This is a genomic window from Bradyrhizobium sp. HKCCYLS1011, from assembly GCF_051167795.1.
Classification (GTDB): domain Bacteria; phylum Pseudomonadota; class Alphaproteobacteria; order Rhizobiales; family Xanthobacteraceae; genus Bradyrhizobium.
This window is the reverse complement of sequence record NZ_JBNPTT010000008.1, coordinates 169,981-193,688: the sequence shown is the minus strand read 5'-3', so window position 1 is coordinate 193,688 and position 23,708 is coordinate 169,981. Positions and strand designations below refer to the sequence as shown.

The 23,708-nt window shown below is 64.9% G+C and carries 25 protein-coding genes and 1 other RNA gene; 9 read left to right on the top strand and 17 right to left on the bottom strand.

Annotation, left to right across the window (positions count from 1 at the left end; genetic code table 11):
• Nucleotides 1–32 precede the first annotated feature (32 nt).
• Entirely contained in the window at nucleotides 33–677 is a 645-nt protein-coding gene (locus ACQR1W_RS26710) for a glutathione binding-like protein (protein ID WP_434853606.1), read from the top strand.
• A 48-nt stretch (nucleotides 678–725) separates the two neighbouring features.
• Here the strand turns inward: ACQR1W_RS26710 and ACQR1W_RS26705 are convergent, their stop codons facing one another.
• The 8 genes from ACQR1W_RS26705 to ACQR1W_RS26670 all read right to left on the bottom strand — a co-directional run bounded on the left by ACQR1W_RS26705 (nucleotide 726) and on the right by ACQR1W_RS26670 (nucleotide 6,293).
• The gene (locus ACQR1W_RS26705; protein ID WP_434853605.1) at nucleotides 726–1,193 is read right to left on the bottom strand and encodes a DUF1348 family protein; all 468 of its coding nucleotides are present in this window, start codon (nucleotides 1,191–1,193) and stop codon (nucleotides 726–728) included.
• An 87-nt stretch (nucleotides 1,194–1,280) separates the two neighbouring features.
• Entirely contained in the window at nucleotides 1,281–1,730 is a 450-nt protein-coding gene (gene ybgC / locus ACQR1W_RS26700) for a tol-pal system-associated acyl-CoA thioesterase (protein WP_434853604.1), read from the bottom strand.
• Nucleotides 1,731–1,802: 72 nt separating this feature from the next.
• Nucleotides 1,803–2,726, bottom strand: a complete 924-nt coding sequence (locus ACQR1W_RS26695; RefSeq protein ID WP_434853603.1) for a metallophosphoesterase — start codon at nucleotides 2,724–2,726, stop codon at nucleotides 1,803–1,805.
• Nucleotides 2,727–2,813: 87 nt separating this feature from the next.
• Nucleotides 2,814–3,860 (bottom strand): Holliday junction branch migration DNA helicase RuvB, encoded by a 1,047-nt coding sequence (ruvB, locus tag ACQR1W_RS26690; RefSeq protein WP_008969859.1) that lies wholly within the window; start codon nucleotides 3,858–3,860, stop codon nucleotides 2,814–2,816.
• Nucleotides 3,857–4,276, bottom strand: coding sequence for a cytidine deaminase (locus ACQR1W_RS26685; protein WP_434853602.1), 420 nt, complete (start codon nucleotides 4,274–4,276; stop codon nucleotides 3,857–3,859). Before ACQR1W_RS26685 ends, ruvB begins: the two co-directional genes overlap by 4 nt.
• A gap of 44 nt (nucleotides 4,277–4,320) precedes the next feature.
• Complete coding sequence (ruvA, locus tag ACQR1W_RS26680; RefSeq protein WP_008969857.1) at nucleotides 4,321–4,938, bottom strand: Holliday junction branch migration protein RuvA; 618 nt, start codon at nucleotides 4,936–4,938, stop codon at nucleotides 4,321–4,323.
• Nucleotides 4,935–5,462 (bottom strand): crossover junction endodeoxyribonuclease RuvC, encoded by a 528-nt coding sequence (ruvC, locus tag ACQR1W_RS26675; RefSeq protein WP_008969856.1) that lies wholly within the window; start codon nucleotides 5,460–5,462, stop codon nucleotides 4,935–4,937. Before ruvC ends, ruvA begins: the two co-directional genes overlap by 4 nt.
• An 84-nt stretch (nucleotides 5,463–5,546) precedes the next feature.
• Nucleotides 5,547–6,293 carry a YebC/PmpR family DNA-binding transcriptional regulator gene (locus ACQR1W_RS26670; protein ID WP_008969855.1) on the bottom strand — a complete coding sequence of 249 codons (747 nt, stop codon included), beginning with the start codon at nucleotides 6,291–6,293 and terminating at the stop codon, nucleotides 5,547–5,549.
• A 190-nt stretch (nucleotides 6,294–6,483) separates the two neighbouring features.
• Between ACQR1W_RS26670 and ACQR1W_RS26665 the strand changes: the two genes are divergently transcribed.
• The 6 genes from ACQR1W_RS26665 (at nucleotide 6,484) to ACQR1W_RS26640 (ending at nucleotide 14,398) form a co-directional block, all read left to right on the top strand.
• Nucleotides 6,484–8,250, top strand: coding sequence for a methyl-accepting chemotaxis protein (locus ACQR1W_RS26665; protein WP_434853601.1), 1,767 nt, complete (start codon nucleotides 6,484–6,486; stop codon nucleotides 8,248–8,250).
• Between the two features lie 54 nt (nucleotides 8,251–8,304).
• The gene (locus ACQR1W_RS26660) at nucleotides 8,305–9,729 is read left to right on the top strand and encodes a methyl-accepting chemotaxis protein (protein WP_434853600.1); all 1,425 of its coding nucleotides are present in this window, start codon (nucleotides 8,305–8,307) and stop codon (nucleotides 9,727–9,729) included.
• A 337-nt stretch (nucleotides 9,730–10,066) separates the two neighbouring features.
• On the top strand, nucleotides 10,067–10,531 hold the full coding sequence (locus ACQR1W_RS26655; RefSeq protein ID WP_434853599.1) for a (2Fe-2S)-binding protein: 465 nt from the start codon (nucleotides 10,067–10,069) through the stop codon (nucleotides 10,529–10,531).
• Nucleotides 10,532–10,539: 8 nt separating this feature from the next.
• A complete protein-coding gene (locus tag ACQR1W_RS26650) occupies nucleotides 10,540–12,714 on the top strand; it encodes a molybdopterin cofactor-binding domain-containing protein (RefSeq protein ID WP_434853598.1) in 2,175 nt (724 codons plus the stop codon).
• A complete protein-coding gene (locus ACQR1W_RS26645) occupies nucleotides 12,711–14,057 on the top strand; it encodes a c-type cytochrome (protein WP_434853597.1) in 1,347 nt (448 codons plus the stop codon). Before ACQR1W_RS26650 ends, ACQR1W_RS26645 begins: the two co-directional genes overlap by 4 nt.
• Nucleotides 14,058–14,167: 110 nt before the next feature.
• Nucleotides 14,168–14,398, top strand: a complete 231-nt coding sequence (locus ACQR1W_RS26640; RefSeq protein WP_434853596.1) for a hypothetical protein — start codon at nucleotides 14,168–14,170, stop codon at nucleotides 14,396–14,398.
• 42 nt (nucleotides 14,399–14,440) lie between these two features.
• On the opposite strand, the gene ACQR1W_RS26635 is transcribed toward ACQR1W_RS26640, so the two are convergent.
• From ACQR1W_RS26635 to ACQR1W_RS26615, 5 genes are all read right to left on the bottom strand, one after another.
• Nucleotides 14,441–15,265 (bottom strand): TIGR00282 family metallophosphoesterase, encoded by an 825-nt coding sequence (locus tag ACQR1W_RS26635; protein WP_434853595.1) that lies wholly within the window; start codon nucleotides 15,263–15,265, stop codon nucleotides 14,441–14,443.
• 2 nt (nucleotides 15,266–15,267) lie between these two features.
• On the bottom strand, nucleotides 15,268–15,855 hold the full coding sequence (locus tag ACQR1W_RS26630) for a 5-formyltetrahydrofolate cyclo-ligase (RefSeq protein ID WP_434853594.1): 588 nt from the start codon (nucleotides 15,853–15,855) through the stop codon (nucleotides 15,268–15,270).
• 161 nt (nucleotides 15,856–16,016) lie between these two features.
• Nucleotides 16,017–16,178: non-coding RNA, 6S RNA (gene ssrS, locus ACQR1W_RS26625), on the bottom strand.
• A gap of 174 nt (nucleotides 16,179–16,352) precedes the next feature.
• Nucleotides 16,353–17,975, bottom strand: a complete 1,623-nt coding sequence (locus tag ACQR1W_RS26620) for an MDR family MFS transporter (protein ID WP_434853593.1) — start codon at nucleotides 17,973–17,975, stop codon at nucleotides 16,353–16,355.
• Nucleotides 17,976–18,067: 92 nt separating this feature from the next.
• On the bottom strand, nucleotides 18,068–19,219 hold the full coding sequence (locus ACQR1W_RS26615; RefSeq protein WP_434853592.1) for an HlyD family secretion protein: 1,152 nt from the start codon (nucleotides 19,217–19,219) through the stop codon (nucleotides 18,068–18,070).
• Nucleotides 19,220–19,351: 132 nt separating this feature from the next.
• On the opposite strand from ACQR1W_RS26615, the gene ACQR1W_RS26610 reads away from it, so the two are divergent.
• Nucleotides 19,352–20,263, top strand: coding sequence for a LysR family transcriptional regulator (locus tag ACQR1W_RS26610; protein ID WP_434853591.1), 912 nt, complete (start codon nucleotides 19,352–19,354; stop codon nucleotides 20,261–20,263).
• A gap of 18 nt (nucleotides 20,264–20,281) precedes the next feature.
• On the opposite strand, the gene ACQR1W_RS26605 is transcribed toward ACQR1W_RS26610, so the two are convergent.
• Both ACQR1W_RS26605 and ACQR1W_RS26600 read right to left on the bottom strand, forming a co-directional pair.
• Nucleotides 20,282–20,725, bottom strand: coding sequence for a hypothetical protein (locus tag ACQR1W_RS26605; protein WP_434853590.1), 444 nt, complete (start codon nucleotides 20,723–20,725; stop codon nucleotides 20,282–20,284).
• 7 nt (nucleotides 20,726–20,732) lie between these two features.
• Nucleotides 20,733–21,101, bottom strand: coding sequence for an antibiotic biosynthesis monooxygenase family protein (locus tag ACQR1W_RS26600; RefSeq protein WP_008974561.1), 369 nt, complete (start codon nucleotides 21,099–21,101; stop codon nucleotides 20,733–20,735).
• A gap of 97 nt (nucleotides 21,102–21,198) precedes the next feature.
• On the opposite strand from ACQR1W_RS26600, the gene ACQR1W_RS26595 reads away from it, so the two are divergent.
• On the top strand, nucleotides 21,199–21,666 hold the full coding sequence (locus ACQR1W_RS26595) for a MarR family winged helix-turn-helix transcriptional regulator (RefSeq protein ID WP_434853589.1): 468 nt from the start codon (nucleotides 21,199–21,201) through the stop codon (nucleotides 21,664–21,666).
• 119 nt (nucleotides 21,667–21,785) lie between these two features.
• On the opposite strand, the gene ACQR1W_RS26590 is transcribed toward ACQR1W_RS26595, so the two are convergent.
• Both ACQR1W_RS26590 and ACQR1W_RS26585 read right to left on the bottom strand, forming a co-directional pair.
• Complete coding sequence (locus ACQR1W_RS26590) at nucleotides 21,786–22,259, bottom strand: GNAT family N-acetyltransferase (protein ID WP_434853588.1); 474 nt, start codon at nucleotides 22,257–22,259, stop codon at nucleotides 21,786–21,788.
• Between the two features lie 187 nt (nucleotides 22,260–22,446).
• Nucleotides 22,447–23,628 (bottom strand): LysM peptidoglycan-binding domain-containing protein, encoded by a 1,182-nt coding sequence (locus tag ACQR1W_RS26585; protein WP_434853587.1) that lies wholly within the window; start codon nucleotides 23,626–23,628, stop codon nucleotides 22,447–22,449.
• Nucleotides 23,629–23,708: the final 80 nt, after the last annotated feature.

The following is a 23,708-nucleotide window of genomic DNA, read 5'->3' as shown; positions in this document are numbered from 1 at the left end:
ACTGCTCCGGTCAGGAGCTTATGGAGGCGCCCATGGATCTCTATTTCTCGCCGCTCGCCTGCTCGATGGCCACCCGCATCGCGCTCTACGAGGCCGGTGCGCCCGCGACCTATCTCGAGGTCGACCCGAAAACCAAGGTCGTGCTGAAGGACGGGTCAGATTTCCGCGCCGTCAATCCGCTCGGACTGGTGCCGACCCTGCGCACCGATGATGGTCAGGTGCTGACCGAGAATGCCGCTATTCTTCAGTATGTCGCCGACCATCTCGCCGGCGCCAATCTCGGCACCCCACCCGGCATGGATCGCAGCCGGCTGCATCAGTGGCTCTGCTTCATCGGAACCGAACTGCACAAAGGCCTGTTCATTCCGATTCTGGACAGGACCGCGCCCGAGGAAATGAAGGCGCATGTGCTGAAGAAGAACCTCTCGCGGCTCGATTATCTCGAGACCTATCTAAAAGGCCGCGACTATCTGCTCGACCATTTCAGCGTAGCCGACGCCTATCTGGTCACCGTGATCAACTGGACCATGGCAACGCCGCCGGTGGAGCTGGCGAAATGGCCGGCTGTGAAAGCCTATTACGAGCGGCTGCGCGCGCGGCCATCGGTCGCGAAAGCGATGGCGGAGGAATTCGAGCTGTATAAAGCCGAGATCGCCCGCCACAAGGCGGCAGCGTAAGTCATGCCGACCGCGCCGCCCCGACCCTTGCCGAGGCGGCGCGGATGGTCAGAACGGATCGTCGCTCAACCCTGGGACGTCGGCCGGCCGCGGGCCGGGCGCCGGCCAATGAAAGCGGCGGTCCGCCTCTGTGATCACGATATCGTTGATGCTGGCCTCGCGCCGCCGCATCAAGCCTTGTGCATCGAACTCCCACTGCTCATTGCCGTAGGAGCGATGCCACTGCCCGTCGGCGTCGTGCCACTCGTATTGAAAGCGCACCGCGATGCGATTGCCGTCGAAGGCCCAGAGATCCTTGATCAGGCGGTAGTCCAATTCCTTCTGCCACTTGCGCGTCAGGAACGCGACGATGGCCGGCCTACCCTGAAAGAACTCGCCGCGATTGCGCCAGCGGCTGTCCTCGGTATAGGCCAGCGACACGCGCTCGGGATCGCGCGAATTCCAGGCGTCTTCCGCCATCCGGGCTTTCTGGATCGCGGTCTCTTTCGTGAACGGCGGAAATGGCGGGCGCGACATCGGGACCTCGTGATCGTCAATCGAAGCGACGAACACTCTAGCGCCGGAGCGTCGCGAGTCGATGGCGCATTTCCTATCGCGTCATCGCTAAACGATATCGGCCTTCAACAATTCGCGAAGCGCCTTCGGAATCGGATGCGCCCGGCCTTCGCTGATGAAGGCGACCCGCACCTCGGCTTTGACCAGAAGCTCGTCGCCGCGGCGCACCTCCTGCGCCAGCGTAATCGACGCGCCCTTCACGGCCACCGGCCAGGTCACGATGTCGAGCACCTCGTCCATCCGCGCTGGCCTGAGATAGTCGATGCTCATCGAGCGCACCACGAAGGCAAATCCGGGCGCTTCGGCTTCGGCCTGCGCGAACAGCGCATGCTGCTCGGCGCCCATCAGCCGGAGGTGATTAGTTCGCCCGCGCTCCATGAAACGAAGATAATTGGCGTGGTAGACGATCCCGGAAAAGTCCGTGTCCTCGTAATAGACGCGGACCTGCATGTGATGACGGCCGTCGCGAATCTCGCCGTCGAGATGGGGGTATGTCACCGGATGCCCTCAATTGCCGAGCAAAAGCCCGTTTTGCGCAAATCGAGGGACAAGCGCAAGCGCTGCGATGCGCTACGACACGACGCCGGAACCGTCACCGCTGACGGTCACCTGCACGATCTCCGGCGGCACGCCGATGCGGACCGGCATGATGCTGCAGCCGAGGCCACCGGAGACGATGACATCGCAGGCCATCTGTGCGTGGCCGTAAGCGAGCCTGTTGCCATAGCGGGAGGGAACGACCGGGGACCAGCCGAGCAGCCGCACCTGGCCGCCATGCGTATGGCCCGAGAGCTGCAACGACACCCGCCGCGGGACGCGACCCGCAATATCGGGCTCATGGGCAAGCAGGATGATCGGCGCGTCATCCGTGACCTTGTTCAGCGTGGCGGTGAGATCATCGACGCCGATCCGGTTCACAGGGCGAAAATGTCGCGCCGGCACATAGGCCAATTGATCGCCGAGACCCGCAACCCAGAAGGCATGGCCGTCCTTGGAGAGTCGCACGGTGTCGTTCTCATAGACGGGGATGCCGACCGCCTCCAAGGCCCGCCGCGCAGCCGTCGGCCCGCGGCCGGCGCGCTGCACGATGTGATCGTCCCAATAATCATGATTGCCGAGAATAGCGTGCACACCGAGCGGCGCCTTCAGGCCAGCCAGCACAGCGGCCCATTCCGGCGCCTCAATCCGGCCAGTGATATGGCGATGGCCGGCGACATAGTCGCCGAGCATGACGATGATATCAGGCTGCAGCGCATTGGTGCGCGCGACGATCTCTTCGATGTGGGCAAGCGACATCCAGGGATCGCAGGCATGGAGGTCGGCGACCGCGGCGATCTTGAGTGTCAAGCCGGCGGGCCAACGCCGCGGTCGGATTTGATAGTCGGCGACCTGCAGCCGGACGAGCGGCTCGACACCGACGCCATAGCTCGCAGTGGAAAATCCGGCCGCGGCGAAGCCACCGGAGAATCGCAGGAAACGACGACGTGTCAGCATGAATGATGAACCATGAAATCCGGCGCGATAGTTGCGGGGGATTAGAGCCGATTTCGGGTGGCTTGGTGCAGATTCTCTGCAGTTTCGTTAATCTTCGGCATCATCGCCGAACAGCCCGAACTGCGCTGGATCGCGGTTGGGCTCCGTGAGGCCGAGATGGCGGAACGCGTGCGAGGTGAGCAGTCGCCCCCGCGGGGTCCGCTGCAGATAGCCGCATTGGATCAGATAGGGCTCGATGATGTCCTCGATCGCATCGCGCGGCTCGGACAGCGCCGCCGCCATGGTCTCGACGCCGACCGGGCCGCCGCCATAGTTGAGCGCGATGGTCGTCAGATAGCGGCGGTCCATGGCGTCCAGCCCGGCAGCATCGACCTCCAGTGCGCTCAGCGCGTGGTCGGCGATCGCCCGATCGATCGCATCCGCATTGGCAGCGGACGCAAAGTCCCGCACCCGTCGCAGCAGCCGGCCGGCAATGCGCGGCGTGCCGCGCGCACGACGGGCGATCTCGTTGGCGCCATCGGCCGTCATGCCGACCTCCAGCACGCGGGCGCCGCGGGTGACGATCTTCTCCAGCTCCTCGATGGTGTAGAAATTGAGCCGGATCGGAATGCCGAAACGATCGCGCAGCGGATTGGTCAAGAGCCCTGCGCGGGTCGTGGCGCCGACGAGGGTGAATTTCGACAGATCGATCTTCACCGAGCGCGCCGCGGGTCCCTCGCCGATGATGAGATCGAGCTGGAAATCCTCCATCGCAGGATAGAGCACCTCCTCCACCGCAGGGCTCAGGCGATGAATCTCGTCGATGAAGAGGACGTCCCGTTCTTCGAGATTGGTAAGCAGCGCGGCGAGATCGCCGGCTTTCGCGATCACCGGACCGGAGGTGGCCCGAAAGCCGACGCCGAGCTCGCGCGCGACGATCTGCGCCAGCGTGGTCTTGCCGAGCCCCGGCGGGCCGACGAACAGCACATGGTCGAGCGCTTCGCCGCGCTTGCGCGCCGCCTCGATGAAGATCGAGAGGTTGGCGCGCGCCTGCTGCTGCCCGACGAATTCCGACAATTGCTGCGGCCGCAGCGCGGTGTCGCCGACATCGTCAGAGCGGCGTTCCGGGCTGACCATGCGGGAGGGCTGCTTCATTCGCCGCCGCGCCTGTATTTGTTCGGCAGCAGCTCGCCGATCGTCACAACCTCGGGCCCGGCGCCATTCGACGGAACGATCACCCGCGCTTTGGCATCGTAATCATGGATCAATTCGCGACAGGTCCCACAGGGCGAGACCACGGCGACCGACCCGGGTTCGCCGGGCTTGGGATGGCGAACCGCCACGATGGTCTCGATTCCATGATCACCGAATTCGGTGATGGCGCGGCCGATCGCGATCGCCTCGGCACAAACCGCGTTGCGGCCGAGATAGGCATCGATGTTGACGCCGGTAATGATGCGGCCGTCGCGGGTGCGCACGGCCGCGCCGACCTCCTGCCAATCGTTGCGGTAACGGCTTCTGACCGCGGCGGTTGCCGCGTCGATCAATTCCTTGTCCTTCTTGCTCACCATGGTGGAACGGTTGTCCTTTCGCTCGGCCGCGCGGCAACGATAGCCTATTTTGCCAGCTCTTTGAGGCCGAGCCGGATCAGTTGCGCGGTCTCGGCCTTTTCGCCCGCAGCGCGCGCCGCAGCGGCAATGGCGGCGGCGGCCTGCGGCTGGCCGTAGCCGAGGTTCACAAGCGCCGAAATGGCATCCGCCACCGGCTGCGGCGCCCGCGCCTCGTCGATGGCGCCGGACAGGCGGACCACCGTCGGATCGACGCTGGCAAGCTGGGGCGCCTTGTCCTTCAGCTCGGTGACAATACGCTCGGCGACCTTCGGGCCCACGCCGGGCGTACGGGCCACCGCCGCCTTGTCACGCAGCGCGATCGCATTGGCGAGGTCGGCGGGCGGCAAGGTCCCGAGCACGGCAAGCGCAACCTTGGCGCCGACGCCCTGGACCGTCTGCAGCAGGCGAAACCATTCGCGCTCGGCATCGGTCCGAAAACCGAACAGCTTGATCTGATCCTCGCGGACATAGGTCTCGATCGACAACATTGCGGCTTCGCCGGGCGACGGCAGGGCCTGCAAGGTGCGGGCCGAGCAGTGCACTTGGTAGCCGACACCGCCGACGTCAAGGATGACAAAATCATCGCCGTAGGAGTCGATCAGGCCCTTGAGCTTGCCGATCATCGCCCGGCGACCTTCATCCGCAGCGCGGCGCCCTGGCGGTGATGGGCATGCGTGATCGCAATCGCCAGCGCGTCGGCAGCATCCGCCGAACGCGGCTCGGCCTTGGGCAAGAGGATCTTCAGCATCACCGCGACCTGGTTCTTGTCGGCATGCCCGGCCCCGACCACGGTCTTCTTCACCTGGTTCGGCGCATATTCCGCCACATCAATACCGAACATCGCGGGCGCCAGCATGGCGACGCCGCGCGCCTGGCCAAGCTTCAACGTGGCCACGCCGTCCTTGTTGACGAAGGTCTGCTCGACGGCCGCTTCCATCGGCCTGAACTCGCCGAGCATGCGGGCAAGCCCTTCATGGATCGCGAGCAGGCGGCTTGCCAAGGGCAGATCATCGGGGGGCTCCACTGAGCCGCAGCCGACAAAGATCAGGCGATTGCCCTCGCTCTCGATCACACCCCAGCCGGTGCGGCGGAGGCCGGGATCGATCCCGACGATGCGGACGGAGGAGCGAATCGGCTGGGCTGTCATGCTGTACTGATAGCGTCCGCCCGCCCCAAGCGAAACATAAACAGAACGGGCGACGCCCGATGTGCGCGTTTGGTCAACAGGACGCTAGCCGCCCATCTTGGCCATCAGGGCATCGGAGATCTCGAAATTCGCATAGACGTTCTGAACGTCGTCATGCTCGTTCAAGAGATCCATCAGCTTGAGCAGCTTCTCGCCGGTCTCGTCGTCGACGGCGACCGTATTTTGCGGCTTCCAGGTCAGCGCGGCCTTGCGCGGCTCGCCGAACTTGGCTTCCAGGTTCTTGGCGACCTCGCGGAAGTTCTCCGGGGACGCATAGATCTCATGACCGCTTTCGCTCGACATCACATCGTCAGCGCCCGCTTCGATGGCTGCGTCGAGCATGGTGTCGTCGGAGGCAACACTGGAATCGTATTCGATGATGCCAACCCGGTCGAACATGAACGAAACCGAGCCGGTCTCGCCGAGATTGCCGCCCGATTTGGTGAAGTACGAGCGGATGTCGGACGCGGCGCGGTTGCGATTGTCGGTCAGCGCCTCGACGATGACGGCGACGCCACCCGGACCATAACCCTCGTAGCGGATCTCATCGTAGTTATCGCCTTCGCCACCGAGCGCCTTCTTGATTGCGCGCTCGATGTTGTCCTTCGGCATGTTCTCAGCCCGTGCCGCAACCACGGCGGCGCGCAGCCGGGGGTTCATGGCCGGGTCCGGGGTACCGAGCTTGGCCGACACGGTGATTTCGCGCGCCAGCTTGCCGAACAGCTTGGATTTCATCGCATCCTGCCGGCCCTTACGATGCATGATGTTCTTGAACTGGGAATGGCCGGCCATGCGAAGTCTCTTCGGAATCGTCTTGGGAAATGGGGGAGCGCGGCCTTATAGGCCGGAGATCACTAAAATCAAAGATAGGAACGCGAGTGGTATTTCGGTAGAGCAGCCTGAAGCCAATTGTTAACCATCACTTCACACCAAGGTGCAAGGATGAGGCCTCAGCCGTCCATTGCATCCAAGAGAGCCCCCGATGCCGTTCGCCTGGTTCGGAAAAGGCGCGCAACAGCGCGCTGCACAGGTGAAGGAGGTCGAGGTCAAGGACGCGCCGGCCAGGCCGATGCCGGAAACCTCGGTCGACCCTGAGGCCGAATCGGCCAAGTCGATCCTCGATCTTCTCGAGCTGGAACTCGGCGGCATGATCCGTCAGCTCGAGCGCGCCGCAAATTCGGTGGCCAGCGGTGCCGAGGCCACCGCCGGCACCCTTGCCGACATCCGCAAACGGGCCGATGCGCTGACCCAACGCAGCAGCGCCGCTCAGGGGACGGCAGCGACCTTTGCCCGGGCCGCGGAGAAAGTCACCCAATCCGCCCACGATATCGGCGCCCAGGTCCGCGATGCCGGGACACTCGCCGACCAGGCCAGTGCCGCTGCCCAGGAAGCCAGGGCCAATGTCGACCGTCTCCGGGAATCCTCGGCGGCGATCGGCAATGTCGTCAACCTGATCGCCCAGATCGCACGCCAGACCACGCTGCTGGCGCTCAACTCGACAATCGAGGCCGCGCGCGCAGGCGAGGCCGGCCGCGGATTTGCCGTGGTCGCGACCGAGGTCAAGGCACTGGCGGTGCAAACCCAGAACGCGACCGAGGAGATCACCAAGAAGATCGAGGCACTGCAGAACGATGCGACCGGCTCGGCCGACGCCGTGCACCGGATCGCGCAGGCGATCGAGGCGATCCGCCCGGTGTTTGCCCATGTCGACGGGACGATTGCCGAGCAGAACCAGACCACCGGCGAGATCTCCGACAACGCCGCGCAAGCCTCGAGCTTCATCGCCTCCGTCGTCGATAGCGCGGCCGAGATCGATGGTGCCACCAAGCAGGCTGAAAGCTACGGCGAGCGCGTCAGCAGCGCCGGCAAGGCCGTCACCCTGCATGCGCAAAAGCTGAAGGCCCGCGCGGCGGTGCTGCTGCGCCAAGGCGGGCGCGAAGACAAACTATCGAACCAGCGCCTGCCCTGTCATATCAAGGTGGACATCAAGGTCGGTGGCCGCACCATTTCGGCGCCGGTGTACGAGATCAGCAATGATGACATCCTGATCACCGGCCCCGACGCGGGCCGGTTCGCGACCAACGAACGTTTCGATGCGGTGCTGGACGAGGTCGGCCCCTGCAGACTGCGCATCACCGAGCAGGTCAAAGCCGGCGCGCAGGCGAGGTTCGATGCCCCCACAGCGGAGCTCCGCGAGAAGATCGAGGATAGGCTTTGGGCGCTCCATGAGGAGAACAACGAAGCCGTTGCCCGCGCCATGGAAGCCGGGACCGAGCTGACCAGAGTTTTCGAGAACGCCGTCGCCTGCGGCGAGATCTCGATGGAAGACATGTTCGACACCAACTATGTCGCGATCCCCGGCACAGATCCGCAGCAGCACCGCACCAGAATCCTCGACTGGGCCGATCGTGCGCTGCCGCCGTTTCAGGAAGCCTTCCTCATCAAGGACCCGCGAATGGCCTTCTGCGTCGCGATCGACTCCAACGGCTATCTGCCGGTCCACAACAAGATCTATTCCCACCCGCAGCGTCCGGGCGATGTCGCCTTCAACACCGCCAACAGCCGCAACCGTCGTATCTTCAACGATCCCGCCGGCCTTGCCGCTGGGCGGAACCAGCGGCCTTACCTGATCCAGAGCTACGCGCGCGACATGGGCAACGGCAATACCGTGATGATGCGCGAGATCGACGTGCCGATCCGGGTTCGGGGTCGGCACTGGGGGGGCCTCCGTACTGCGTACAAGCTTTGAAGTGGGAATTGGACGAAACAAGCGCTTTCACACTTATCCAACGAGGACCTGACGATGTCACTCGCGCAGCGCGTGATACTGGAAAATGCCGATGCATCCTCCGGCGTCGAACGCCTGATCGACGAGCTCGCCAACCGCATCGGCGGGCTCGGAGTTGAACTCGCCGACGTCGCGGGCAACGTCCAGGAAGTCGCGAACCGCGTCGCTCATCAGTCGGAGCGCTTCATCCATCTTCAGAGCACCGCGAAGACAATGGTCGCGGCCAATCACGACATCGCAGCGGCCTCACAAGCCGTGCAGACCGCCGCCTCGGCCGCAGTCGGCGAGATCACGCAGTCGCGCACGGTGGTCGAAACGGCGGTCAAGCACATCTCCGAGCTGATCGAAGCCGTGGACAGGATCGAAAACAGGCTCGGTTCCGTCGGCTCGGCGCTGTCACAGGTTGCGAAAGTGTCAGTCTCGATCGAGGCCATTGCCAAACAGACCAACCTGCTCGCGTTGAACGCAACCATCGAGGCGGCGCGGGCCGGAACGGCCGGGCGTGGCTTTGCCGTCGTCGCCAGCGAGGTGAAGAGCCTGGCGGAAGCGACGCGCCAGGCGACGCAGCAGATCGGCGACACGCTGCGGGGCCTCGATGGCCAGATCAAGGGCCTGCTCGGCGAAAGCGGCGAGGCGTCCTCGCGCGCCAAAAATGCCGGCGACGGCGCCCATCGGATCGAGGACATCATCGCGCGCGTGCAGGACGGCTTCACCCATGTCGGCCAGGAGATCGACGGGGTGGCGCGCGCGGCGACCTCCAATCTCGCCCATTGCGACATGGTCATCACCGAGCTTGCCGAGCTCGCCGCAGGGGTCGACAAGTCCTCGACCGAGCTGAAACAGGCGGACAGCCGCATCGCAAAACTGCTCGACGTGTCCGAAGGCTTGATCGCGTTGATCGCGGACAGCGGGGTGGAGACCGCGGATGCACCGCTGATCCGCACCGTCGTCGAAATTGCCAAGGTGATATCGGGCGCCTTTGATGCCGCCGTCGAGCGCGGCGAGATCACGCTGGCACAGCTGATGGACGAGAACTACCGCGAAATCCCCGGCACCGATCCCAAGCAGTACATGACCGACTATGTCGAGTTCACAGACCGGATCCTGCCGGCGATCCAGGACCCGATTCAGAAATCAGATCCGCGGATCGTGTTCTGCGTCGCCTGGGCCAAGGGCGGCTATCTGCCCACCCACAATCCGAACTACAGGCAGCCGCAAGGCTCCGACCCGGTCTGGAACAACGCGAATTGCCGCAACCGTCGCCTCTTCAACGATCGCGCGGTCAAGAAGGTCGCCGAGAACAAGCGGCCATTCCTGCTGCAGACCTACCGGCGCGACATGGGCGGCGGTCAGTTCGTGCTGATGAAAGATCTGTCCGCGCCGATCCTGGTCAAGGGCCGCCATTGGGGCGCCTTCCGCATGGGCTTCCGCCAGAGCTGATCAACGCGCCGCGAGCGCGGTTCGGACGCAAGCGCGGTGCAGGCCGGCCTGCACGCGCCGCGCCAGCGCTGATGCGCTTGCCGCCTGAAGCAGCAGCTCCTGCATTCGCCGAATCACGTTCGAGCGATGCCTGACAAAATCGCTCGATTCTATGACGATCGTCATCTAAGATCGCATCTCGGCTTGCGCCATCAGAGCAGACTTGCGCCATCTCGTAAACTCTGCCCGCTCCCGCGCAGGACAGCATTGCAAAAAGCATTCTCGTCCCATCACGACGATATCGTCTTCTATGATGGCACGCTGGCTTACCGCGCACCATCTAATCAACGAGGCTCTCATGGTGACGACGCTGACGGTCAATGGCGAACAGAAATCTTTCGATGCGCCGCCCGACATGCCCCTGCTCTGGGTGCTGCGCGACATTCTCGGCCTGACCGGCACCAAATTCGGCTGCGGCATTGCCCAGTGCGGCGCATGCACCGTGCATGTCGACGGCAAGCCGGTTCGCTCCTGCGTGCTGCCGTTGAGCGCTGTGCGCGATCGTTCGATCACAACCGTCGAAGGCATCAGCGCAACGCCTGCAGGAGCCAAGGTGCAGAAGGCCTGGCTCGATCTCGAAGTCGTGCAATGCGGCTACTGCCAGTCCGGCCAGATCATGTCGGCCGCGGCACTGCTTGCCGCGACGCCCAGTCCCGATGATGCCGATATCGACGCCGCGATGGCGGGCAACATCTGCCGCTGCGGCACCTATGTGCGAATCCGCGCCGCCATCAAGCAGGCGGCCAGCGGCCGGCAATCGTGAGGCGCGCCATGACCGCAACGACAAAGCTCTCCGAAGTCTCCCGTCGCGGCCTGCTTGCGGGCGGATTGGCCACAGGTTTTCTGTTTGCCTTTCATCTTCCGGCGCGCGGCGCCAACGAGCCGCTGCAGCCGGCGGACGTCACTGACGGCAAATTCGCACCCAATGCATTCATCCGCATCGACGAGGCCGGCCGCACCACCTTGGTGATGCCTCAGGTCGAGATGGGACAGGGCATCTATACCTCGATCGCGATGATCCTCGCTGAGGAGCTCGATGCCGACCTGGCCCAAGTGGTGCTCGAACATGCGCCACCGAACGACAAGCTCTACGGCAATCCGGTGTTCGGCCTCCAGGTCACCGGCAATTCCAATTCGGTCCGCGCGTGGTGGAGCGCGCTGCGCAAGGCGGGCGCGAGTGCGCGGGCGCTGCTGGTGCAGGCTGCCGCCGCGGAGTGGCAGGTCGAGCCTTCAAGCTGCACGACGTCAAAGGGCGAGGTCCAGCATCAGGCCAGCGGTCGCGCGCTCGGCTATGGCGCCATAGCCCTTGCGGCTTCCGGCCAGACGGCGCCAAAGGACGTGCCGCTGAAGGACCCCAAAGACTTCGTCTATATCGGCCAACCGCTGAAACGCTTCGACACACCCGACAAGGTCAACGGCAAGGCCGTCTACGGCATCGATGCCATGCTGCCGGGCATGAAATTCGCGACGCTCGCCGCCTGCCCGGTGCTCGGCGGCAAGGTCCGCAAGGTCGACGACAGCGCGGCCAGGACGATTCCGGGCGTGCACAAGGTCGTGGTGCTCGATGATCTGGTGGCCGTCGTGGGTGATCACATGTGGGCGGCGAAGAAGGGCCTGGATGCGCTCACCATCGAATGGGACGAAGGCGCGAACGCCAAGATCGGCACCGACGACATCTGGCGTGACCTGCGCGCCGCCAGCGACAAGGATGGTGCGGTCGCCAAATCGGTCGGCGATATCACCAAGGGGCTGTCGGGCGGCGAGCGGTTCGACGCGTCGTATGAACTGCCGTTCCTGGCGCATGCCACGATGGAGCCGATCAACGCCACCGTCCACCTCCGGCCCGACGCTTGCGAGATCTGGACTGGCACGCAGATCATGACCCGCGTGCAGTCGGAGGCCGCCAAGGCGGCCGGGCTGCCGCTCGAGAAGGTCATCGTCAACAATCACCTGCTCGGCGGCGGCTTCGGACGCAAGCTCGAGCCGGACATGGTGGTCGCCGCGGTACGTATCGCCAAGCAGGTCGACGGCCCCGTGAAGGTGGTGTGGACCCGCGAAGAGGACATGCAGCACGATGTCTATCGGCCGGTCTATCGCGACAGCATCGCAGCGAGCCTTGCGGGCGGCAAGATCGCGGCGATGAAGTACAAGGTCGCGGGCTCCGCGATCCTGGCGCGCTGGCTGCCACCGGCGTTCCAGAAAGGGATCGACATCGATGCGGTCGATTGCGCCGTCGACATGCCCTACGACATCCCGAACTTCCATGTCGAATACGTCCGCGTTGAACCGCCGGCGGTGACGACCGGGTTCTGGCGCGGCGTCGGGCCGAACAACAACGTGTTCGCGATCGAAGCCTTCATGGACGAGGCCGCCCGCAAGGCCGGCAAGGACCCGATCGACTTCCGCCGTGCCATGCTCGGCAAGACGCCCCGGCTGCTGGCAGCCCTTGACCTCGTCGCCGAGAAATCCGGCTGGGGCCAGCCGCTGCCGGCGCGCGCCGGCCGCGGCGTCTGCGTGCAGCCCGCCTTCGGCAGCTTCATCGCAACGGTGGTCGAAGCGGAGGTCGATGCCGAGGGCGAGGTGCATCTGCGCCGCGTCACCTCGGCGGTCGACACTGGCATTGCCGTCAATCCTGATACGGTCAAGGCGCAGATCCAGGGCGGCCTGGTCTTCGGGCTAACGGCTGCGCTCTATGGCGAGATCACGATCGCCAAGGGCCGTGTTCAGCAGTCCAACTTTCATGATTATCGGATGCTGCGCATCGACCAGATCCCGCCGATCGAGGTCCATGTGATCAAGAGCGCCGAAGCGCCCGGCGGCATCGGCGAGGCCGGCGTCACGGCCGCTGCTCCGGCGCTGCGTAACGCGATCTATGCCGCAACTGGCGTGGCGCTGCGCCGTCTGCCGGTCGATCGCAGCCTGATCGCCGCCGGGAGGAAGGCATGAGGAGGTTCGGTCGCATCCTGCTCGGCCTGATCGCCATTGTCGTCATCCTGGTGGCGGCCGGCGTCTGGTATGTCCGCGGCCCCGACCCGATCGCTTTTGCCGGCGGCTCGCGTGTCGCGCTCGCGGATTATCGTGACGGCCAGGTCAGTGGCGTCCCAGCCTCGCTGGCCAAAGCAAGCCTGATCGAACGCGGCGAATATCTGACGCGCGCCGCCGATTGCATGGCCTGCCACACCAGACCCGGCGGCAAGGACTTTGCCGGCGGGCTCGGCTTCACGCTCCCCTTCGGCACGCTGTATTCGACCAACATCACGCCGGACAAGGACACTGGCATCGGCAACTACACCGACCAGGATTTCATCAATGCGCTGCATCGCGGCGTGCGCCGCGACGGGGCGCGGCTCTATCCGGCAATGCCCTTCGCCTCCTACGCCGCCATGACGGAGGAGGATGCGCTGGCGATCAAGGCCTACCTGTTCAGCCTGCCGCCGGTGAAGAGCGCCCCGCCACCCAACACGCTGGAATTCCCCTTCGACCAGCGCTGGGCGATGGCATTCTGGTCAGCCGTATTCGACCGCGACCAGCGCTTCGCGCCGGATACGTCGAAATCGGCGGCCTGGAATCGCGGCGCCTATCTCGCGGAAGCGCTGGCGCATTGCGGCGAATGCCACACTCCGCGCAATCTCGCCTTCGCGCTCGACAACCGCATGAAGTTCGCGGGCGCCGTAACCGCCGGCTGGCGAGCCTTCAACATCACCTCGGACAAGGCGACCGGGATCGGCGGCTGGAGCGACGACGATCTCGCCGCCTATCTATCGACCGGACATGCCGCAGGCCGTGGCACTGCATCGGGCCCGATGGGCGAAGCGGTCGACCATAGCCTGAGCTATCTGGCGGCCTCCGACATCAAGGCGCTGGTCACCTATGTCCGCAGCGTGCCACCGGTATCGTCGCCCGACATCGCCGCCCCGCCGGCCCCGCCCGCACCCACCTCACACAAGGATGGCGGCGGTTCCGGCAACGCCCGCGGCAAGCTGGTGTTCGAAGGCGCCTGCGTCAGCTGTCACGGCTGGAGCGGCGAGAGCCTGGTGGCGGCGACGGCGACCCTGACCGGCGCCGCGGCCGTCAATGACCCCACCGCGCTCAACGTCGCGCAGATCGTGATCTCCGGCACCAAAAGACTGACACCGTCAGGCGCGTTGTCGATGCCGGCCTTCGGCAATGCCTATTCGGACGATGAGGTCGCCGCAGTCGCGAACTACGTGACCGCCCGTTTCGGCGCCAAAGGCTCGAACCTCACCGCACGAGAGGTCGCCGAGCTGCGCAAGCAGACCGCGCAGTAGTTGTCGGTAGCGCAAGCGCGATGATGCTCTGGCATCGTCGCGCGCTGTCGTCGTGCGGTCACTGGCCATCCCTATAACTCGCCGCGCCAATCCATGGACGGGAGTGAGAGATGAGCGACCATCCGGAGCTCGACGCGCTGCAGCAGGCTTACAAGGACGCCGTCGAGGAATGGATCGCGGCGATCCGGAAGGAGGAGGCGCTTGCGTCCGTCACCCACAGCATCGCCGAGGTCGACAAATGGGAGCAGGCGCATTTCGAAGAGGACGCGATGCGCGGGAAGGTCAAGGACGCCAAGGCCGCCTATGAGGACGCGCTGCGGGAGGAATTCTTCGGGTTCTGACCTGCCGTCACGCCGCGCCTCGTCCGCGGGCGTTCAGGGTCATCAGCCCTGCCAAAACTCCGGCATTGCCGGCGACAAGCGGCCGCCGATCCGCACCGGCGCCACCTTCACCGCAAGCCCGGTCGCGTCATCAGTCTCGACCGCAACGCCGCTGAGCGTGGCCGCGCCGGCCGCCGGCTCGAACCGCGACGACGGAATCCCCGAGGTGAAGCGGCGCAGCGGCTCGTCCTTCTGCATGCCAATGACCGAGTCATAATCGCCGGTCATGCCGGCGTCGGTCATGTAAGCAGTCCCGCCCGGCAGGATCTGATGATCGGCGGTCGGCACATGGGTATGGGTGCCGACGACGAGGCTCGCGCGCCCGTCGCAGAAGAAGCCGAGCGCCTGCTTCTCGCTGGTCGCCTCGCAATGAATGTCGACGATGATTGCGTCCGCCGCCTCGCGCAACGGACAGGCCTCGAGCTCAGCGCCGATGCCGGCGAAGGGATCATCGAACGGCGTCATGAACACGCGCCCGATCGCATTGATCACCAGCGCCCGCGCGCCGGTCTTGGTTTCGACCAGCGCCGCGCCGCGGCCGGGCGTGCCGCGTGGGAAATTGGTCGGACGCACTAGGCGCGGCGCCCGCTCGATGAACACCAACGCCTCGCGCTGGTCCCAGGCGTGATTGCCGAGCGTGACCGCGTCGGCCCCGGCGTCGCACAACTCCTGGTAGATAGCCTCGGTGATGCCGAAGCCGCCCGCGGCGTTTTCGCCATTCACAACCACCAGATCGAGCGCCCAATCGCGGACCAGGCCCGGCAGATGGTCTGAGACGGCGGCGCGGCCGGCGCGGCCAACCACGTCGCCGACAAAGAGAATTCGCAAGTTCATTTGCTCCGGAAGTCGAACGTCTGCGTCTCGGTTAGCACAAAATCCAGCGCCACGTCGTGGGCTAATGCCGGAACCGCAGCGGTTTCCTGCACGGCGAAGGCGAGGCCAATGCCGATCACATGTTTGGCCTTACGCAGATGCGAAAAGGTGTAATCGTAGTAACCACCGCCATAGCCGATGCGATGGCCGACGCGGTCGAAGGCGGCGAGCGGCACCAGCATCACATCAGGCGTAACCTCGGCGGATGCCGGCGACGGCTCGGGAATGCCGAGCGAGCCGAGCGTCAGCCTGTCTCCGGGCGACCAGGCGCGGAACGAGAGCGAATGACCGCGGGCCAGGATCACCGGGAGCGCCAGCCGCGCGCCCTCGCCTGCCAGCCGCGACATCAGCGGCATCGGATCGATCTCGCTGCGGATCGGCGCATAGGCGGACACCACCGCACCGGGCTGAAGCGCAAAGGGCAGACCGCGCGTGGCGATGGCTTTTGCAGCGGCCTCCCGCTCCGCTTCGCTCAAGGCCTCCCGAGCGGCGAGCGCGGCGGCGCGCAGCTGCTGCTTGGATTGGCTAGCCGCATTGACAGGCATGATCGATCTCCTGACGTCATCGCCGCCCACAGGGCGCGCCCCAGTATTCCACAAGCGTCGCAATCAAAAGCAACTGTCACGGGAACTGGAGACCCGCTTTCGCGGGGTATGACCGCCTGAGTCGATCAAGTCCGAGGATCATCAGGCCGGAGAAGAATAAGCGCGAAGCCGTAGACGCCGTTGGAACGCTCGATCCCGGAGTTCCCTACGAAAGTAGGTGGGCACCATATGTCCGGATCCACGGACCCGGCCAGGGACAGTTCCCTAAAGGATCGATAAGGCCCCGGGGATATGTTGGTCCCTGACGCGCGTCACAGCCTCGCAAGGCCCAATGTAGCAAAGGCTCTGCCGCTTCGCCAGCGGCAGCGCAGGAGATTGCCGCGCCCTGTTGGCAAATTCATCGGCCGATAGGAAAGGTCCGAGGATATCGATCCCGGCTCGCCGCATTCGCGGCGCCCGGGGATGGCGGTTGCTGAGCCGCCAGAGCCAGTGAAGGATCAATGCGCCTCGCCGGCGGCGACATGGCCGGGCTTTTTCAAGAACAGGGCTGCGACCAGCGCCACGATCAGCGCCACTCCGAGCAGATAGAACGTGTCGCTGAAGGCCTGGATGAAAGCCTGCTTCTGCACGATATGGCCGATTGCCACGAAAGCCCGGCGCGAGGCATCGGCGCGGTCGGGAACGCCGTGAGCGACGAAATATTGCGTGAGCTGGTCGAGCCGTGTCCGCGTCGCCTGCTCGAACAGCGACACCGACTGCATCAGCACGTTGGAATGATACTGCTCGCGCTTGGTCAGCACGGTCTGCAGCAGCGCGATGCCGACCGCGCCGCCGAGGTTGCGCATCATGTTGAACAGGCCGGAGGCAGAGCCCGCGTTCTCCGGCTCGATGCCGGCGGTCGCCACCGCCGACAGCGGCGCCATCACCAGCGCCTGGCCGATGGCGCGCACGACGTTCGGCCAAAACAGCTGATCGGCGGCGTAGTCGTTGGTCATGAAGATGTTCATGAAGTTGGAGCCGGCGAACAGCACGAACCCTACCCCGATCACGATGCGCGCGTCGATCCGCTGCATCAGCCGCGGCACCAGCGGGATCAGGACGAGCTGCGGCAATCCGGTCCAGGCCAGCACCATGCCGATCTGCTCGGCATTGTAGCCCTGAATGCGCGCCAGATATTGCGGCAGGATGAACACCGAGCCATAGAGCGCAACCCCGAGCAGGAAGTTGGCGAGGATGCCGAAGCCAAAATTGCGCCGGAGCAGCAGGCGAAGGTTGAGCAGCGGCTTCTCGACGCTGAACTCGATGATCAGGAAGGCGGACAGCGCGAGCGCGGCGATGACCGAGAGCTTGACGATGAAGGGCGAGCCGAACCAGTCGTCCTTGTTGCCTTCCTCGAGCACGGTCTGCAGCGCCGACAGACCGATCGCCATGGTGATGATGCCCGGCCAGTCGCCTTGGCGCAGCAACGAAAGCTTCATCGGCTTAGGCTCCAGCGCATACCAGAGCATGCCGACCATGATCGCGCCCGGCACGAGGTTGACATAGAAGATGTATTGCCAGCCGAAATTCTCGGTGAGATAGCCGCCGATGGTCGGGCCGATCGCCGGCGCGAACGTTGCCGACAGCGCGAACAGCGCCAGGCCCACCGGCTGTTTGGCGCGCGGCAGCAGCGTGATGATCAGCGTGAACGCCATCGGGATCAACACGCCGCCGGTGAAGCCCTGAATCGCGCGCAGCACGATCATCTGCGGCAGGTCCTGCGCCAGCGCGCAGGCCGCCGACAGGATCAGGAACAGGATCGCGTTGGTCAGAAGATAGAGGCGGATCGAGAACACCTGGGCAAGCCAGCCGCTTAAGGGGATGACGACGATCTCCGCAACCAGATAGGAGGTCGAGATCCAGCCGCCGTCATCGATGCCGGCGCCGATCGCGCCCTGGATGTCGGCGAGCGAGGCGTTGACGATCTGGATGTTCAAGACAGCCATGAAGGCGCCGAGCGTGGCGCCGATCACCGCGATCCAGGTCTTTGCAGAGACTGCCGTCGGCATGGACGGCGCCGCGACCGAGCCGCCGGAGGCTGCTGCAGAACTGGCGGAGAGAGATGATTGAGATGTGCTCATGGAGTGCCTCCTCGCGAACGAGAGACAGGTTGGATTTGTTTGTGAGTGAGCGGTCTGTCCGGCCGAAAGCGATCGTGGCCGGACGGGGAATGTCAGCCGCCGTTGGGCCGTGACGCGTTGCGGGCCAGCCGCTTGGCGTCATCGCGCGCGGCGAGCACGGTGGCCTTGGTATCGACGGTGGGCTCAGCCGACATGCCCGGACGCAACAGCCCGTTCAGGCCGTGATCGTCGAGCACGATCTTCACCGGCACCCGCTGCACGATCTTGGTGAAATTGCCGGTCGCATTGTCCGGCGGCAGCAGCGCGAATTCGAGCCCGCTAGCCGGCGACAGGCTGTCGACATGGCCGCGCAGGGTGTGGTCGCGGAAGCCGTCGATGCTGATCTCGACCGGCTGGCCGGCCCTCACATTCGTGAGCTGGGTCTCCTTGAAATTCGCAACCACATAGACCGCATCCAGCGGCACCACCGCCATCAGCTGCGTGCCGGCCTGCACGAATTGCCCGACGCGCAAGGAGCGCGCCCCGACGGTGCCATCGACCGGCGCGGTGATCTCGGTATAGGACAGGTTCAGAGCGGCCTGCTGCTCGACAGCATGCGCGCGGGCCAACTGCGCCACCGCTTTGGCACGCTCGGTGGTGAGCACGTCGACCTGCCGCTGCGCGGCTGCGAGGCCGGACTTCGCGCGCTGCAGCTGAGCGCTGCCGGCCCGCAGCGCGGCGTCGGTTTGCTGCGCGCGCTGCACCGTGCCGGAGCCCGACTTCATCAGCTCGTCGTAGCGGGCGCGCTCTTCCTGCGCGAATTGGAGATTGGCTTGCGCCGCGGCAACGTCGGCGCCGCCCTGCGCGATCACCTGCTGCTGCAGCTCGAGCTGCGCATCGAGATTGTGGACGGAGGCGTCGGCCGCGGCAACATCGGCGCGGGCCTGATCGAGCGCCGCCTTGAAATCGCGGTCGTCGATCCGCGCCAGGATCTGCCCGGCCTTGACCTTCTCATTGTCGCTGACCAGCACGGCGGCGATGTAGCCCGACACTTTCGGAGCGACGATGGTGGAATCCGCCTTCACATAGGCGTCGTCGGTCGATTCGAGGTACCGGCCGGTGGTCAGATAATCGTAGCCGTAGTGCGCCGCGCCAGCCACGCCGAGCGCGAGCAGCAGCCCCAGCGCTGCCCGCTTGATCGCGGCCCGCGACGGGCGGACAGTGGTTTCTTCTTTCGCTTCAGCGACATAGGTGAGGTTCGACATGGCATCCTCCGGAACGGCGCGCTGCTCGAATGCGCCACCCCCGCCGCCATAGATGCAGTGTCTCGCCTTCCGTGATAATCCCGGCGAAACCGAAAGGATTATCCAGCCAGAGCGGATAATTGGAGGACCTATATGGACCGCTTTGCCAGCCTGACTGCCTTCGTCGGGGTGGTCGACACCGGCGGCTTTTCGGCTGCGGCCCGGCGCCTCAACATGTCGACCACGATGGTCAGCAACCATGTCCAGGCGCTGGAGGACCGGCTCGGCGTCCGGCTCTTGAACCGGACCACGCGCAAGGTCAGTCTCACCGAGATCGGCAAGACCTATTACGAGCGCAGTGCGCAGATCCTCGCCGAATTGGAACAGGCCGACGATATCGCCGGCGCCTTGCAGGCGACGCCGCGCGGCACGCTGCGGGTCCATTCCGCGACCCATATGGTGCCGTTCATCGCTCCCGTCGTCACCCGGCTGCTGTCGGCCCATCCGGACCTCAAGGTCGAATTGATGATGGGAGAGACCAGCGTCGATCTGATCGACGAAGGTTTCGACGTGGCGCTGCGGATGACGACGCCGTCCGACTCCAGCCTGATCGTCCGCAATCTCGCCACGTGGCGACACGTGCTGTGCTGCTCGCTAGGCTACACCGAGACGCATGGGCGCGTGCAGGAGCTCGCCGAACTGTCCGACCGCAACTGCGTCCGTCACGTCAACTACCCGTTCGGCGACGAATGGCGCTTCGTCCACCGCGACGGGCACAAGGCCTCAGTGCGGATTGCGGGCAACCTGGTGTCCAACAGCGGCGAGGCCTTGCGACGGGCAGCTCTCGATGGCGTCGGCATCGTGCTGGCCGCGGGTTTCCTGGTGAGCGATGATCTGGAGGCCGGCCGGCTGGTCCGCCTGCTGCCCCACTATCGTCCGGTCGAACTGTCCATGATCGCGGTCTACCCGCATCGGCACCACGTCTCGGCCAAGGTCAGGGTCTTCATCGACATGCTGGTGCAGCACAGCGCCGAGCAGCAGAAGCTGATCGACCCCTACGCCTGAAACGAGACCGCGCCCGGACTACGCAGGGGCGCGGCGCAGCCGGCCTTTCATCTTGAGACCATCACGCATGTTGAGTGCGAGCAGCGTGAGATTGACGGCACCTGCGACCAGCTCGCACGCCTGCACGATGGAGAAGGCCGCATCAAACTCGCCGGCGCGCGCCTTGGAAGCAAGGAATAGCGCGCAGGGAATCAGGACGAGGATGCCGTTGCCTGCAATGAACGGCATGCGCTTGAGCTTGGCGCCAACCAGACCGGCACGCCGCCCCTTCGCCAGCGCAAATCCGGTCGCGCCGGTGGCGGCCAGTGCTGGAATGAGCAAGAGAAAGCCCCAGGGGATTGTCATCTTGACCAGAGCGATGAGCTGTTCGGACCCGCTCAGCTCCGACCATGCGGTCGAGAGCCAGAAGGTCGCGATCGTGAGAATCGCAACCGTGCCGGCGATCGGATGCAGCCTCTTCATGACACCCTCAGGCAACGCAGATGCCGGGCACCGCCACGGTCTGGAACAGATGCGGCGTCGCGACAGCGGAGGCCGGATAGTCCGAAAGCTTCGCCCTGAACTCGGGATGGCCGAAGGCGGCGCGGAAATGGGCGGTGCTCTCCCACACCGCGTAGTTCAGATAGGTCGGGCTGTCACCGAGCGCACGATGCAGCTGGGTGGAGATGAAGCCGGGCTGCCGCTTCATGAAGACGGCGTCCGCTTGCCAGGCCGCGAGGAAGCTCGGCTCGTCGGCCGGCGCGAGCGTGAACACGTTGACCAGCACGACAGGCTCAACATCGATCGCAAGCTGACGATCGATGGGAAATGCCGGGTCGAGGGGACGCATCATGGACATGGAAACCTCCGTCATATTGGTTCTATGATGTCATTACGAAACGATGGATACATACCCAATTTGACAACACGATGTCAATCGTGATTGATGGAGACAAATGAAGAAAGCGAAACGCACCCCTGCCGGCGACGCCCTGAGCGGGCTCATCCTCGACCTGTTCCGACTCAGCGGAGAACTCGTGACGGCCGGCGACCGCTTGGTCGCGCCGCTCGGCCTCACCAGCGCGCGCTGGCAGATCCTCGGCGCGATCGTCGCCGCCGAGCGCCCCCAGCCGGTGGCGTGGCTGGCGCGCGATCTCGGCGCCAACCGGCAGAACGTGCAACGGATCGTCAACGACCTGCATGCGGACGGGTTGGTCGCATTCGAGATCAACCCGCATCACCGCCGCGCCCAATTGGTGGTTCTCACCGACAAGGGGCGGCAGGCGTTCGAAGCCGCGATGGAGCTGCAGGCGCCCTGGATCAATGCCCTGGCCGAGGGGCTTCCAACGAAGGACCTCGAAGCGGTCGGACGGGTGATGACCAGCCTGCGGGAAAAACTCGAGAGCGCCGAGGCGATCGAGTGACAGGTTTCGCGGGCCGCGACCCGAGTGCGATGCGATCAGACCGATCGCATCATCACCGCACAGAGATATGCTTACCGCGACTGTGACGCCGAAGGCATCACCATCGGGTCAGCCTGAGGTCACGGTGCCAATCGCTTCTCGTAGCGCCAGATCTCCACCGGATACGGCCCCTCGGACGTCTCCGCCATGTTGACGATCGTGCCGGTGCGACACCAGCCGCTCTTCTCGTAGAAGCGAGCCGCACGATCATTGCCGATCGCGCAAGTAAGCCGTGCGATTTCGACGCTACGCTCTGCGAGCCGCGCCTCGGCGTCGGCAATCAATCGCACGGCGACACCCGAGCCCTGCGCCTGCGGTGATACGAACAGCTGATACAGTTCATCGCCCTTCAAAGCGCAAAAACCAACGGGAGCGTCGCGCGGACCAACGACGCGAATATCCGGAAGCACAGCTTGCAACCTATCGCGAAAATTCTCCCGGGTGCGGAACCGGACCAAGTCAGGCGGCGATAGTCGCGCATGCGATTGATGCCAGACATCGAACCACAACTCTGCGAGACAATCGATCTCCGACGTGTTGGCCTCTCTCACCATGATTGGTTTCTCATGACAGCATGATCCGGAAAAGTGCGAAGCGGTTTTCCCTCGCGACAAACGCGGAACGCGTTTGCGCGAAGATCATGCTCAAACAATAACCTAAGGCGCGATGACAAATCACCCTCATCTCATCGCGCTTTAGGCGGACAGTCGGCGGCCTGATGCGAACTTCGAGAACGGAGCTTCAGGGTCGCTTCGGCAGCACGAAGATCTGTCCGGGGTAGATCAGGTTGGGATTGCGGATCTGCTGCCGGTTGGCGTTGTAGATGACAGCGTAGTGAGCGCCGACGCCGAGCGCCTTGCGGCTGATGTTCCAGAGGCTGTCGCCGCGGGAGACGGTGATGCTGGCGATCTTGGGCACGACCACGGACGACGGCTTGCCGCCGTCCGACGCCACGGAGCCGGACCGATCGGCCGACGCGATCTTCGGCGCGGCAACGGTGTCCGCCGTTGCAGCTCCGGACTTGCCGAACGGCAGCGACGCCGTGCTCTCGGGAACCGCGACCGGTACCTCGGCGCGAGAGCGAACCTTGCCAGAGCTGGCGTCCACCTCGTCGAGCCTGACACGATAGCTGCCGGGCACCACCCCTTCGTTGATGGTGAAGGTGACTAGTCCATCGGCGCCGGCCGTCGCAGACGCAACGAAGCTGTTGTTGAGATAGAGCCTCACATCGGCCCCGGGATGCGCGCGGCCGCTGACATGAAGCTTACCGCTCGGATCGACATCGACGGCATCCACCGCCACGCTGTCTGCCGGCGCCGTGGGCCGCGACAACACCACCGTGGGCTTGTCGGGCGTCATCAGCGCCACCATCGGCCGCTCGCCGGGTTTCCGGCCCTGGTTGGCAGGCTCGATCACCACCGCGACACTCTGCTTGGAGGTGACCTCCTTGCCGTCGGGCTGCTTGGCGCGCAAGGTCAGATCGTAGGTCCCGGGCGGCAGCGGCGGTGGGATCATGGCGAATTGCCCGGATTGATCGGCCACGACGCGATCATGCGGTTCGCCGTTGAGTAACAGCTCCACGGTGGCGCCGGGCGCCGCCCGGCCGGCGACCACGGCCGCGCCAGTCGGATCGACATTGACGACGTCAAAGGACGGGGTGCCATCATCCGGCGCGGCGGGCGCGCGCGAGGGCCCCAACGTCGCGGCGAGTTCGCGGGCCTGCTGTTGCACCCCGGCAAGCGCTGAGGTGGCATGATCGGACGCGCTGTCCGGCTGTGTGGCGGCCGGCGGTGCCGCAGCGCTGCCATTGCTCTCCGTAGGCGCTCCGGCACTGGCCGGCTGATCGTGGTGCGTGAACCGGTCCATGAGGTAGAGCGGCGCCAGGCTGGCAGCGATCACAATCGCTGCCAGAGGCAGGACCACTCGGCTGATCGATCGACCGCTCGCGAGATTCATAGGCTGACCAGACGGTTAGCAATCCGCCCACATTGCGCCTCATCGGG